The organism is Xanthomonas sp. 1678 (assembly GCF_031455575.1).
Lineage (GTDB): Bacteria > Pseudomonadota > Gammaproteobacteria > Xanthomonadales > Xanthomonadaceae > Xanthomonas_A.
Genome location: NZ_JAVDSZ010000001.1, coordinates 578,287 through 592,006 on the forward strand (window position 1 = coordinate 578,287; position 13,720 = coordinate 592,006).

Sequence of the window (13,720 nt, forward strand, 5' to 3'; positions counted from 1 at the left end):
CTCGGCGCATGCGCGCCGCGGCGATGGATAATCGCCGGTCCTTCGTCCGGTGCCCGCCTTGGCCTCCTCCGCTCCCGTGCTGCAGCCCGTCGCGCCCGCCGAGCGCATCGCCACGCTGGACGTGCTGCGCGGCTTCGCGTTGCTCGGCATCCTGCTGATGAACATCGAGGGCTTCGTCGGTCCGCTCGACGAAGCGCTGACCGGCCTGGATCCTTCGTTGCGCGGCGCCGACCGCATCGCCGACGCGGCGGTCTACCTGCTGGTGCAGGGCAAGTTCTACACCTTGTTCGCGTTGCTGTTCGGCATGGGCTTTGCGGTGATGGCGCAGCGCGCCGACGCGGCGCGGCGCGAATTCGGCGGCTTCTTCGTGCGCCGCAGCGCGGTGCTGCTGCTGATCGGCGCGCTGCATGCGGTGTTGCTGTGGTCTGGCGACATCCTGGTCAGCTATGCGTTGCTGGCGTTCATGCTGCTTGCCTTCCGCGAGGCGCCGATGCGCTGGCTGCCGTGGATGGCGCTGGCGGTGTACCTGTGTTCGCCGCTGCTGTCGCTGTTGACCGGCGCGGTGGGCTCGGCGGCGCAGGCCGATCCGCACGCCGCCGTGCAATGGCGGCAGGGCATGGCCGAGCAGGCGCAACGCGCGGCGGCGGCACTGGCCGAGCAGCGCCAGGTGTTCGGCCATGGCAGCTACGCCGCAGCCACCGCGCAGCGCCTGCGCGACCTGGTCGAGACGCTCGGCGTGCTGGTGTTCAACGCGCCGACCATCTTCGGCATGTTCCTGCTCGGCGCGTGGTGCGTGCGCAGCGGCCTGGCGCTGCAGCCGCAGCGGCGTCCGCGGTTGCTGGCGGCGCTGCGCTGGGGCGTGCTGCCGCTGGGCCTGGCGCTGATGCTGCTGAGCTTCCGGCTGGAGCCGTGGATGGATCCGGCGCGCCTGGATCTGCGCCTGGCCAGCGCGTTCGCGCTGGCCACGGTGGCCAGCGGCATGATGGCGCTGGGCTACGCGGCCTGGATCGTGCGTTTCACCCCGGCGCTGCGCTGGCTGGCGCCGGCCGGGCGCATGGCGCTGAGCAACTACCTGCTGCAGTCGCTGCTGTGCACCACGCTGTTCTACGGCTACGGCCTGGACTATTTCGAGCGCCTGCCGCGGCTCTGGCAGATCCCGTTCGCGTTCGCGCTGTTCGCGCTGCAGGTGGCGCTGTCGCAGCTGTGGCTGCGGCACTTCCGCTTCGGTCCGGTGGAATGGCTGTGGCGCTCGGCGAGCTACCTGCGCTGGCAGCCGCTGCGGCGTCGCGATGCACTCTGAAGCAGCGCAATGAACGCGGTTTGCCACGACGCGCTGCGCAGCGCCGGTAGCGGTGCGGGCGCTGGCGGGGCGGCGGCCGATCGCCCGCGATGGCCTGCGAATGCGCGGCGTCGCCGCGACCTCCTCACATGTGGCGTGCCGTGGCCCATGGCATGCTCGGAATCCGCATCGACAGCGCGACAGGACACACCCGATGGCCGACCTGAGAGGCGGGCGCATGCCCGCGATCGATCCCATGCCGTACCGCGTGGAGCGTTTCCAGTGAGCGCAGCGCTCTACGACTACGACCTGCTGGTGCTCGGCGGCGGTTCCGGCGGCCTGGCCGCCGCGTTCCGCGCCGCCGGTCTCGGCGCGCGCGTGGCGATCCTGGAGCCGAACGCGCTCGGCGGGACCTGCGTCAACGTCGGCTGCGTGCCGAAGAAGGTGATGTGGCTGGCAGCCGATCTGGTCGGGCGCATCGACCTGGCGCGCGGTATCGGCTTCTCCATTGCCGATTCCACGCTGTCGTGGCCGGAACTGGTCGCGCATCGCCAGGGCTATATCGGCAACATCCACGGCAGCTATCGGCGGCGCCTGGACGCCGACGGGGTGGTGCTGATCCCGCAGCGTGGCCGGCTGCTGGACGCGCACACGGTCGAGTGCGGCGACGGCGTGCGGGTCAGTGCCCGCCACGTGGTGATCGCCACCGGCGCGCACGCGCTGCGGCCGCCGATCGAGGGCGCGGAACTGGGCCTGGTGTCGGACGATTTCTTCAACCTGTGCGAGGCGCCGGCGCGGGTGGCGATCGTCGGCGGCGGCTATATCGCGGTGGAGCTGGCCGGCCTGCTGCAGGCGCTGGGCAGCCGCGTCGAGCTGTATGTGCAAGGCGAACGCCTGCTGGAGCGCTTCGATGCGGAGCTGGCGCGGCAGCTCGGCGAGAACCTGCGCCATCAGGGCGTGCGCCTGCATTTTGGCTACCGCGCCAGCGCCTTGCGCCGCGGCGACCAGGGCTTGCAGCTGTACGACGCGGAAGGGCAGCCGGGCGAGGCGGTCGACCAGGTGTTCTTCGCGATCGGGCGGCGTCCGAACAGCAAGGGCATCGGCCTGGAGGAGCTGGGCGTGCGCTTGGGCGACAAGTGCGAAGTGCTGGTGGACGACTACCAGAACACCGACGTGCCGGGGCTGTACGCGATCGGCGACGTGGCCGGCAAGATCGGCCTGACCCCGGTGGCGATCGCCGCCGGACGCAAGCTGATGGAGCGGCTGTTCGGCGACCGGCCGCAGGCGCGGCTGGACTACGAGAACGTGCCTAGCGTGGTGTTCTCGCATCCGCCGCTGGGCCAGGTCGGGCTCGGCGAGGAGCAGGCGCGGGAACGCTACGGCGAGGCGGTGACCGTGTACCGCAGCAACTTCCGGCCGATGCTGCATGCGCTGGCCGACTCGCCGCAGCGCAGCCTGTTCAAGCTGGTCTGCGTCGGCGAGGACGAACGGGTAGTCGGGTTCCACCTGCTCGGCGACGGCGCCGACGAGATCCTGCAGGGTTTCGCGGTGGCGCTGAAGCTGGGCGTGACCAAGCGCCAGCTGGAAGACACGGTGGCGATCCATCCGACCTCGGCCGAGGAAGTGGTGCTGATGCGCTGAGGCGCAACGGCAGCGCGGCGCTGGCGCTGCTGGATGCGGCGCCGCGGGGAGGCGGCGAGGCAGTACATTGTCCGAAGCCATTCGCCCCACGGATTCGCTCGTCGCGACTGAAGTCGCTCCCACAGGGGGCTTGCGGCGAGCTGGCTGGGTGCGCCGATGCCAATTCCTTCGTGTTCGCGTGGTGTTCCGTACGCCGCGAAGGCGTCCTGTGTGCTTGAGATGGTTGCTGTCGTTCGCACCCGATGCGGCGTGCTGCAGCGCTGCAACGCTGGGCATGGCGTGCCGCGGCCGTAGAATGGGCGCATGCCCGATGTCCGTTTCCGCCTCGGCGCCGGTCCGCGATGAACGCGTCCGGACGCCCGACTTCCGCTGCGTTGCCGACGGCGCATGCCGACCTGGGCGGCGTGCTGCTCGCCGCCGGCGGCGCGATCGCGTTTTCCGGCAAGGCGATCATCGTCAAGCTCGGCTATCGCTACGGCGTGGACGCGGTGACCCTGCTGGCGCTGCGCATGCTGGTGGCGTTGCCGTGTTTCGCGGCGATGGCGCTGTGGGCGGCGCGCCGCGTGCCGCCGTTGCAGCGCGGCGATCGTTGGCGCATCGGCGCGCTCGGCGTGCTCGGCTACTACCTGGCCAGCTACCTGGATTTCCTCGGCCTGGCCTACATCACCGCCACGCTGGAGCGGCTGATCCTGTATCTGACCCCGACCCTGGTGCTGCTGATCGGCGTGCTGGCGTTCCGTCGCCGGCCGCAACGCCGCCAGTTGTGGGCGTTGGCGCTGAGCTATGTCGGCGTGCTGCTCGCCTTCGGCCACGACCTGCAGGTCGGCGGCGCGCGCACCGCCTGGGGCAGCCTGCTGGTGTTCGGCAGCGCGCTGGCCTATGCGCTGTACCTGGTTGGCAGCGGGCAGATGGTGGCGCGGATCGGCGCGGTGCGGCTGACCGCCTACGCCAGCCTCGTCGCCTGCGTGCTGTGCATCGCCCAGTTCCTGCTGCTGCGGCCGCTGCAGGCATTGGTGCTGCCGCACCAGGTGTACTGGCTGTCGCTGCTCAACGGCACCGCGTGCACCGCGGTGCCGGTGCTGGCGACGATGCTGGCGGTGCGGCGGATCGGCTCGGGGCTGGCGTCGCAGATCGGCATGCTCGGCCCGGTCTCGACCATCGTGCTCAGCGTGCTGCTGCTGGGCGAGGCGATGGGGCCGTGGCAGATCGCCGGCACGGTGCTGGTGCTGGGCGGGGTGCTGATGGTGTCGCGGCCGGCACGCACGGTGGCGGCATGAGCGGGGGCCGTCCCGCGCCAGGCGCCGAGGCGTCGTCCGCGGCCCAGGCGAAGATCCTGGCGACGATCCGTGCGATCCCGTCCGGTCAGGTGCGCGGCTACGGCGAAGTCGCGATGCTGGCCGGGTTGCCCGGCCGCGCGCGGCTGGTCGCGCGCGTGCTCGGCGGCAACGACGACCCGGCGCTGCCCTGGCACCGGGTGCTGCGCAGCGACGGACGCATCGCCTTCCCGGAAGGCTCGCGCGGCTTTCGCGAGCAGTGCCAGCGGCTGCGTGCCGAGGGCGTGGCGGTGCAGGGCGGGCGGGTGAAGCGCGCCCCAACGCCGGCGCGCGACCTCGACGCCGCGTTATGGGGGCCGCAATAGCGAGCGGCTATGATGGTCGGCAGTTGCCACGGACACGACCATGTTCCCCAGACTTCCGCCCGTTACCCAAGCCTTGCTGATCGGCAATGTGGTGTTGTTCCTGCTGCAGATGCTGCTGGGCAACGACACGTTCGCACCGTTCATGCTGTGGCCGATCGGCGCCTTCGATGCGTTCTCGCCGGGGCAGAACTTCCAGATCTGGCAGCTGCTGACCTACGGCTTCCTGCACGGCGGCTTCTCGCACCTGCTGTTCAACATGCTCGCGCTGTACATGTTCGGCGGCCCGCTGGAGCAGACCTGGGGCAACAAGCGCTTCCTGACCTACTACCTGGTGTGCGTGGCCGGCGCCGGCCTGTGCCAGGTGCTGGTGGGCTGGTGGACGGTCAGCAACGGCGGCGAGCCGTACCCGACCCTGGGCGCGTCCGGCGGCGTGTTCGGCCTGTTGCTGGCCTTCGGCATGCTGTTCCCGAACCAGCGGGTGATGCTGCTGTTCCCGCCGATCCCGATGAAGGCGCGCACCTTCGTGATCGTGTTCGGCGCGCTGGAGCTGATCATGGGCTTCACCGGCTGGCAGCCGGGGGTGGCGCATTTCGCGCACCTGGGCGGCATGCTGTTCGGCTGGCTGCTGATCCGCTACTGGCGCGGGCAACCGCCGTTCGGCAAGCGCAAGCCGCCGCGGCCGCGGATCGTGCGCTGAGCGGCGCCTGCGTGCATCGACGAGCGTCGTAGCGAGCCTGAACCGGTGTGTGCCGCACGCGATCGTGGAAGGCGATCCGAATAGCCCATGGCGTGGCCGGCAGTCTGCGTCGGCGACGACCTCCTGTGTGCACGCATTTCTAGAATTGGCGTATCCGCGCCACCGCCACGCCCTGCTCGCGCATCTCCGGGTAACGCGTTGCCGCAGGAAGCGGCGTCGTTGCAGGACGTTTTCGGCGTATCGCTCGGCGCGATGCCTTGGATGAGCCGTCGGCCGTCGGCAACCGCGGCGATGCTGGCGGCCTCTGTCGATCGTCGCCAAACGCACGACGGCGCGGTTGCCCGCGCCGTCGTGCATGCATTGCCTATCGAACCCCGATTACGGCCAGAGACGGATCTGCTCGGCGTCGCTGCGCACCATCGGCTGGCCGGCCTTGCAGGTGAAGGTGGCGGCGAAGGACGGCAGGTTGGCCAGTGGGCCGTTGGCGCGCCAGCGGCCCGGCGCGTGCACGTCGGCGGTGACGCGTTGCACCGCTTCGTTCGGCGACAGCTGCTGCGCCCACAGGCCGGCCCAGGCCTTGTAGAACGCCTGCTTGCCGGCGTCGGCGGCGGCGGGCTGGGCGGCGGCGTAGGCCTGCCAGGCCAGTTCGACGCTGCCGATGTCGGTCAGATCCTGTTCCTGGGTCAGCGGGCCGTTGACCTTGGCGCCCTTCACCCCGGGGAAGTCGTAGGCGCCGTACTGCGCCGCGGCGCGCGCGCCCAGCGCGTTCCACGCGCTCTTGTCTTCCGGCGTCCACCAGTTGCGCAGTTCGCCCTTGGCGTCGACCTGGCTGCCCTTGCTGTCGATCGCGCCGATCAGCTCGTGCGCGACCAGCGCGCCGTAGCCGCCGTACAGCGCGGCGGCATCGCCGCCGGCGACGAACACCGGCGGCTGCAGCACCGCGGCGGTGACGATCAGGCGGTTCTGGGCCAGGTCGTAGGTCAGCGCCGGCTGTTGCGGCAGCACGTCCCAGCGGCGATCGGCGTTGCCCTTGCCGATGCGCTTCATTTCCTCGCGGTGGCGCCAGGTGGAGGCGATCAGCATGTTGCCGCCGAAGCTGCCGCGGCCCATCGGCTGCACGCTGTAGTCCAGGTCGCGGCGCGGCGCGCCGATCTCGATCTTCAGCGCGGCCAGCTTGGCTTGCGCTTCGGCGCGGGCCGGCTCGCTCAGCCAGGTGTTGCGCTTGATCGCGGCGATCTGCGTCTCGCGCACCTGGTCGGCGATGCTCTCGGCCTGGCGGCGGGCGTCGGCGGTGAGATAGCGGCCGACGTACTCGCGGCCCAGCATCGGGCCGGCGGCGACGTTGATCGCGTCCAGCACCTGCGTCCAGCGCTGCGGCGGCAGGGTCTGGCCTTCCAGCACGCGGCCGCGGAACTCGAAGCTTGCGTCGCGGAAGCTCTTGGACAGGTACGGCGCCATCGCATCGCCCACGCGCCAGCGCAGGTAGGCCTTCCACTGCTCGGGCTTGATGCTGGCGATCATGCCGTCCAACTGCTTGAACATCTCCGGATCGGCCAGCGACACCAGGTCGTCGTTGACGCCCTGCGCCTTCAGGAACGCGTCCAGCTTCAGGTTGCGGTATTGCTTGTTCAACTCCTTGGTGGAAATCGGCGCGTAGTTGTTGAACGGGTTGTTGATGCCGGCCAGCGACTTGGCGCTGCGCGCCAGCGCGGTCTCGATCTGCAGCACCGACTGGGCGTCGGCCTCGAGCTTGGCGGCCGGGGTGCCGGTCAGGGTCAGGATCTGCTTGACGTAGGCGCGGTAGCGGCCCATCAGCGCCACGGTGTCGGCATCAGTGCGGGTGTAGAAGGCCGGGTCGGGCAGGCCCATGCCGCCCTGCATGAAGTAGCCGATGTGGCGGTCCAGCGCCTTCAGGTCGACGTCGGCGCCGAAGTTGAACGCCACCGGGATACCGATCTGGTGCAGCGCGGCGATCGAGGCCGGCACGTCCTTGGCCTTCTTGATCGCATCGATGCGGCTGAGCAGCGGCGCGATCGGGTTGGAGCCGTCCTTCTCCATCGCCGCTTCGTCCAGGCCGCTGGCCCAGAAATCGCCCAGCGCCTTCTGCACGTCGTTCTGCGGCGCGCGCATCGATGCGTCGAGCAGGTCGCGCTGCTGTTGCTGCGCGCGCGCGGACAACTGGCCCAGCGCGGTCACCGCGCCGGTCTGCGGCAGCGGATTGCTCTTCAGCCAGTCGGCATTGGCGTAGTCGTAGAAATCGGTGCAGGCGGCGCTGACGACGGGCGCCTTGGCGGCGGCGCGCTTCTTCTTGGGCGCGGCATCGGCGGTGGACGCCAGGGCGATCAGGCCGAGGGCGACAGCGAGGGCAAGCGGACGGGCGTTGAGCATCGGGAGCGAATCCGGTCAGGATTAAAGTCGGCGGAGTTTAACAAGCTGCGGCACGCAGCTGTGTCCGCGTGCGGCGCGCCTGATCCCTGATCTGTTCAGATGGGCGGGCAGGGGGGAAGACCGGCGGCCGTCCGGATCGCCGATCGGCTGTGCCGCTGCGGCCGCCGCCCCCCGTGCGGCAGTGGCGACTGTGCAGCGGAGGCCCGGCATCGGGCCGGATGCCGGCCGCGCAGCCGGCCGCGCGCATCGCCAAAGAAAAGGCCCGGACATGCCGGGCCTTTCCGTGTTGCGTCGCTACGACGTGCTTACCAGATCACCACCTGCCGATCGCCGGCGCGGACCATCGGCGAGCCGGCCTTGCACTGGAACGCGGCGGCGAAGGCCGGCAGGTTCGACGGCGCGCCCATCGCGCGGAACTGCGCCGGGGCGTGCGGGTCGGTGGTCAGGCGCACCATCGCGTTCTGCGGGGTGTACTTGGTGCGCCACACGGTGGCCCAGTTGAGGAAGAAGTTCTGGTCGCGGGTCATGCCGCCGACCTTCGGGTCGTCCTTGCCCTCGGTGGCCTTCTTCAACGCGTCGTAGGCGGTGGACAGGCCGCCCAGGTCGGCGATGTTCTCGCCCAGGGTCAGCTTGCCGTTGACCGGCTTGCCGTCGACCTTGTACTCGTCGAACTGCTTGACCAGCTTGCCGGTGAGCGCGGCGAAGTTCTTGGCATCGGCCGGCGTCCACCAGTTCTCGAAGTTGCCGCTGGGCCCGAAGCGCGCGCCCTGGTCGTCGTAGCCGTGGGTCATCTCGTGGCCGATCACCGCGCCGATGCCGCCGTAGTTGAACGCGTCGTCGGCGTTGGGATCGAAGAACGGCGGCTGCAGGATCGCGGCCGGGAACACGATCTCGTTCTGCAGCGGGTTGTAGTAGGCGTTGACCGTCTGCGGGGTCATGCCCCATTCGGTCTTGTCCACCGGCTTGCCGATCTTGCCCAGATTGTACTTGTAGTTGAACGCGGTGGCGGCGCGCACGTTGTCCAGGTAGCTGTCGCGCTGCGTGCTCAGGCCGCTGTAGTCGCGCCACTTGTCCGGGTAGCCGATCTTCGGGGTGAAGGTCTCCCACTTGGCGATCGCCTTGGCCTTGGTCTCGTCGCTCATCCAGCTCAGGTGCTCGATGCGCCCCTTCAGCGCCTGGCGCAGGTTGTCGACCAGCTGCTGCATCTTGGCCTTGGCGTCGGGCGAGAAGGCGACCTTGACGTACATCTGGCCCATCGCCTCGCCGGCGCCGTCCTCGATGCTGCCGAGCACGCGCTTCCAACGCGGCTTCATCTCGGCCTGGCCGTTGAGTTCCTTGCCGTAGAACGCGAAATTCTCCTGCGCGAACGCATCGCTCAGGTACGGCGAGGCGCTATCGACGGTGTGGAAGCGCAGGTAGGCGCGCCACACCGACGGATCGGCGTCGCCCAGCGCCTTGCTCACTTCCTGGTGGAACGCCGGGATCGCCAGCGAGAACTTCTCCGGCACCGCCACGCCCTGCGACTCGAAGAACTTGGTCCACGGGAAGTTCGGGGCCAGCTTGTCGGCCTCGGCCGGGGTGATCGGGTTGTAGGCCAGCTCGGCGTCGCGCGACATCTCTTCGCTGGACTTGGAGACCTTGGCCAGGCGCGTTTCCAGCGCGATCACGTCCTGCGCTTGCTTGGCCGCATCGGCCGCCGTCACGCCGGACAGCTCCAGCACCTTGGCCACGTGCGCCTGGTAGGCCTTGAGCTTGTCCTTCTTGTCGGCGTCGAAATAGTAGCCGCGGTCCGGCAGGCCCAGGCCGGCCTGCATCGCGTAGGCGATGTTCATCGACGAGTTCTTGAAGTCGGCCTCGGCGCCGAAGCCGAACAGGCCGTTCTCGCCCTTGGCCGCGCTCTGACGCAGGTATTCGGCCACCGCCGGGCCGTCTTTGAGCCCGTCGATCGCGGCCAGGTCGGCCTTCAGCGGCTCGATGCCCTGCGCGTTGACCTTGGCTTCGTCCATGCCCGAGGCCCAGAAGTCGCCGACGATCTTGTCCACGCCCTGCGCGTTGGCGGCGGCGGCCTGCTCGGCCAGCTGGTGCTGCACGGCGACCGAGCGCTCGTCCAGGATCGAGAACGCGCCCCAGCTGCTGCGGTCCTTGGGGATCTCGTTGGCGGCCAGCCACTTGCCGTTGACGTAGCCGGCGAAATCGCCGCAGGCGTCCTTGGCCGGATCCAGGTCGTTGGCGTTGAACGCGTTGTAGGCCGGCAGCTTGCTGGCGTCGAGCTTCAGCTCGGCCGGCGCCGCGGCGGGCGCCGATGCGGCGGCTTCGGTCTTGGCGGCGTCGGCGGCGGGCGCTGCCGTGTCGGGCTTGTTGCAGCCGCTCAGCGCGGCGCTTACGGCCAGGGTCAACAGCAGCAGTTGGGGATTGCGAAAGGTCACAAGGAAGCTCCAAGCCGTGATATGGGATGGCCCGCAGGCCGTGGCGAGACTGTACGCCGCTGTCCCGGGTTTCAGGGGTGTCGAAGGTCATGGGCCGGGCGCAACGGTCAGCCAGCGCAGGGCTGGACGCACCGTCGCCGTCGCCAGGTCGCATGCACCACGTCGTTGAATCCGCGCTGCGCTGGCCGGTTGTTGCGAGGCACTCGCATATAACTCGCATAGTATTGCCGGCATGAAGCGCGAATCGTCCTGCGATGCCCTGATCGTCGGCGCCGGCCACAACGGCCTGGTCTGCGCCGCCTACCTGGCGCGCGCCGGCTGGAAGGTCACTGTGCTGGAGCGGCGCGGCGTGGTCGGCGGCGCCGCGGTCACCGAGGAGTTCCACCCCGGCTTCCGCAATTCGGTGGCGTCCTACACGGTGTCGCTGCTGCAGCCGAAGGTGATCGCCGACCTAGACCTGGCCGCGCACGGCCTGCGCATCGTGCCGCGCCGCTGCAACAACTTCGTGCCGCTGCCCGACGACCGCTACCTGCTGGCCGGCGCCGGCATCACCCAGGCGCAGGTGGCGAAATTCTCCGCCCGCGACGCCGAACGCCTGCCGGCCTACGAAGCGCAATTGGAACGCATCGCCGACGTGCTGCGCGCGCTGGCGTTGCAGCCGCCGCCGAACGTCACCGATGGCGGTTGGCGCCAGGCGCTGCCGGAACTGCTGCGCGCCGGCCGCCTCGGCCGCCGCCTGCATGCGCTGGGTCCCGGCCTGCGCCAGGAGCTGCTGGACCTGTTCACGATCTCCGCCGCCGAGTACCTGGAACGCTGGTTCGAGAGCGACCCGGTCAAGGCCTTGTTCGGCTTCGACGGCATCGTCGGCAACTACGCCAGTCCGTACACGCCGGGCTCGGCGTACGTGCTGCTGCACCACGTGTTCGGCGAGAGCGACGGGGTCAAGGGCGCCTGGGGTCACGCGCTCGGCGGCATGGGCGCGATCACCCAGGCGATGGCCAAGGCGGCGATCGCGGCCGGCGCGCAGATCCGCACCGACGCCGGCGTGCGCGAGATCCTGGTCGAGGACGGGCGCGCGGTCGGCGTGGTCACCGAACATGGCGAGCGGCTCTACGCGCGCCGCGTCGTCGCCAACGTCAATCCCAAGCTGCTGTACGAACGCCTGCTCGACCCGGCGCACGTGCCGGCCGCCACCCGCGAGCGCATGGCGCACTGGCGCTGCGGCTCGGGCACGTTCCGGATGAACGTGGCGCTGTCGCGGTTGCCGCAGTTCCGCGCGCTGCCGGGGCAGGGCGACCATCTCACCGCCGGCATCATCCTGGCGCCGAGCCTGGACTACATGGACCGCGCCTACCGCGATGCGCGCGACCACGGCTGGTCGCGCGAACCCATCGTCGAACTGCTGATCCCCAGCACGCTGGACGACTCGCTGGCGCCGCCCGGCCAGCACGTGGCCAGCCTGTTCTGCCAGCACGTGGCGCCGCAGCTGCCGGATGGGCGCAGCTGGGACGCGCATCGCGACGAGGTCGCCGACCTGATGATCGCCACCGTCGAGCGCTACGCGCCGGGCTTCGCGGCCTCGGTGCTGGGCCGGCAGGTGTTGACCCCGCTGGACCTGGAACGCACCTTCGGCCTGGTCGGCGGCGACATCTTCCATGGCGCGTTGAGCCTCAACCAACTGTTCAGCGCACGCCCGATGCTCGGCCAGGCCAACTACCGCGGCGCGATTCCCGGACTGTACCTGTGCGGTTCCGGCACCCATCCGGGCGGCGGCGTGACCGGTGCGCCCGGGCACAATGCGGCGATGGCGTTGCTGGGGAAGTGAGGTCGAGCGCGCGCCGCGTCGCGCAGCGCGACGCGGCGTCGCAATGGCCTTGAGGTGTTTGGAGCGCACGCGGACGGACATCGGGACGAGACCACTAGCCCAACCCTTGGCGTTCGCACTGTCGAGCTACAGGTGCGATATGTACGGCGGGCGCGCCTACGGGTAAGTCCGTGCCGGGCATAATGCGAGGCTGCTCACGACCGGCGACTCCGGACATCAGGCGCATCCATGACCGAACAGGTTCAGCTCTACAACCAGGCCGTCGCCGCGCTCAACCAGCGCGACTGGGGCCAGGCGCAGCGACTCGCACAGCACCTGCTGCAGTCGTTGCCGCAGCATCCGGGCGTGCATTTCGTGGCCGGCGTGGCGGCGCTGGAGTTGAAGCAGATGCAGCCCGCCGCGGCGCATCTGTACCAGGCGACGACGTTGAATCCGCAACGCGCGGACTACGCCACGCAACTGGCCAAGGTGCTGGCGATGGGGCGGTTCATGCAGGAGGCGCAGCACTTCGCCGACAAGGCGATGGCGCTGAGGCCGACCGACGCGCATACGCTGGATACGCTGGGGGTGGTCTATACCCAGGTCAACGAGCATGCCGCGGCGCTGGAGGCGTTCACCCAGGCGGTGCAACTCGCGCCGCAGCACGCCAGCTTCCATTACAACCTAGGCACCTCGCTGCTGTTCTCCGGGCGGCTGCAGGAAGCCGAGCAGGAATACCGGGCTTGTCTGGCCCTGGAGCCGCGCTACTGGAAGGTCTATCTGTCGCTGTCGCAGTTGCGCAAGTGGAGCGCGGACGAGAACAACCTGGCCTTGCTGGAGCAGGCGCTGGCTTCGGCCGGCGACGCGCCGGAAGCGGTGCTGTATCTCAACCTGGCACTGGCCAAGGAGCACGAGGATCTCGGCGACTACCATGCCGCGTTCCGTGGCTACGTGCAGGGCAAGGCGGTGCAGAAGCGCGCGCGCGGCTATACGTCCGAACGCGATGCGGTGCTGTTCGAGGCATTGCAGCAGGCCTTCCGCGCCGACGCTGCGCCTGCGTCCGGCTTCGACAGCCAGGAGCCGATCTTCGTGGTCGGCATGCCGCGCAGCGGCACCACCCTGGTGGACCGAATCCTGTCCAGCCATCCGCAGGTGCATTCGGCGGGCGAGCTGCAGAATTTCTCGGTGGCGCTCAAGCGCCTGGTGCGCACGCCATCGCCGGCGATCCTGGACGTGGCCACGCTGACCCGGTTGCAGGGGCTGGACTGGCGCGAACTCGGCCGCGCCTACGTCGAGTCCACCCGTCCCGGCACCGCAGCCAAGCCGCGTTTCGTGGACAAGCTGCCGCACAATTTTCTGTACGTGGGGCATATTGCGCGCGCGCTGCCGAACGCGCGCATCGTCTGCCTGCGGCGCGACCCAATGGACACCTGCCTGAGCAACTTCCGCCAGCTGTTCGCGCTGTCCTCGCCGTACTACGACTATTCCTTCGACCTGATGGACGTCGGCCGCTACTACCTGATGTTCGAGCGTTTGATGGCGCATTGGCGCGCGCTGTTCCCGCAGCGTCTGCTGGAAATCGACTACGCAGACCTGGTGCTGGAGCAGGAGCCGACCACGCGCCGCTTGCTGGAGTTCTGCGGCTTGCCGTGGGACGAGGCCTGCCTGCGCTTCGAGCAGAATCAGGCGCCGGTGGCCACCGCCAGCGTGGTCCAGGTGCGCACCTCGATGACCCGCGCCTACATGGGGCGTTGGCAGCGCTACGGCGAGGATCTCGCCGAGCTGAAACGGTTGCTCGATACGCAATCGCTCGAAGCGACGGGGCAAGGCAGCCGCTGAGGCGGCA

Annotated in this window: 9 protein-coding genes; 7 read left to right on the top strand and 2 right to left on the bottom strand. The window is 69.6% G+C overall.

The features are described from left to right. Nucleotides 1-76: 76 nt before the first annotated feature. From J2Y70_RS02610 to J2Y70_RS02630, 5 genes are all read left to right on the top strand, one after another. Entirely contained in the window at nt 77-1,300 is a 1,224-nt protein-coding gene (locus tag J2Y70_RS02610) for a DUF418 domain-containing protein (protein ID WP_309913260.1), read from the top strand. 261 nt (nt 1,301-1,561) lie between these two features. Beyond that, entirely contained in the window at nt 1,562-2,920 is a 1,359-nt protein-coding gene (gene gorA / locus J2Y70_RS02615; protein WP_309912895.1) for a glutathione-disulfide reductase, read from the top strand. Between the two features lie 341 nt (nt 2,921-3,261). Further along, a complete protein-coding gene (locus J2Y70_RS02620) occupies nt 3,262-4,197 on the top strand; it encodes a DMT family transporter (RefSeq protein WP_309912898.1) in 936 nt (311 codons plus the stop codon). Then, a complete protein-coding gene (locus tag J2Y70_RS02625; protein WP_309912900.1) occupies nt 4,194-4,559 on the top strand; it encodes an MGMT family protein in 366 nt (121 codons plus the stop codon). The genes J2Y70_RS02620 and J2Y70_RS02625 overlap by 4 nt, the downstream gene beginning before the upstream one ends. 40 nt (nt 4,560-4,599) lie before the next feature. Next, the gene (locus J2Y70_RS02630) at nt 4,600-5,256 is read left to right on the top strand and encodes a rhomboid family intramembrane serine protease (RefSeq protein ID WP_263397834.1); all 657 of its coding nucleotides are present in this window, start codon (nt 4,600-4,602) and stop codon (nt 5,254-5,256) included. A gap of 378 nt (nt 5,257-5,634) precedes the next feature. Here the strand turns inward: J2Y70_RS02630 and J2Y70_RS02635 are convergent, their stop codons facing one another. Together J2Y70_RS02635 and J2Y70_RS02640 are read right to left on the bottom strand one after the other, a co-directional pair. Continuing rightward, on the bottom strand, nt 5,635-7,644 hold the full coding sequence (locus J2Y70_RS02635; protein ID WP_309912905.1) for a M13 family metallopeptidase: 2,010 nt from the start codon (nt 7,642-7,644) through the stop codon (nt 5,635-5,637). Between the two features lie 305 nt (nt 7,645-7,949). Next, nucleotides 7,950-10,091, bottom strand: a complete 2,142-nt coding sequence (locus J2Y70_RS02640) for a M13-type metalloendopeptidase (RefSeq protein ID WP_309913262.1) — start codon at nt 10,089-10,091, stop codon at nt 7,950-7,952. 211 nt (nt 10,092-10,302) lie between these two features. Here J2Y70_RS02640 and J2Y70_RS02645 point away from each other — a divergent pair, with 211 nt between their 5' ends. Together J2Y70_RS02645 and J2Y70_RS02650 are read left to right on the top strand one after the other, a co-directional pair. After that, complete coding sequence (locus J2Y70_RS02645; protein WP_309912908.1) at nt 10,303-11,895, top strand: NAD(P)/FAD-dependent oxidoreductase; 1,593 nt, start codon at nt 10,303-10,305, stop codon at nt 11,893-11,895. A gap of 228 nt (nt 11,896-12,123) precedes the next feature. After that, nucleotides 12,124-13,713 carry a sulfotransferase gene (locus J2Y70_RS02650; protein ID WP_309912911.1) on the top strand — a complete coding sequence of 530 codons (1,590 nt, stop codon included), beginning with the start codon at nt 12,124-12,126 and terminating at the stop codon, nt 13,711-13,713. Nucleotides 13,714-13,720 lie beyond the last annotated feature (7 nt).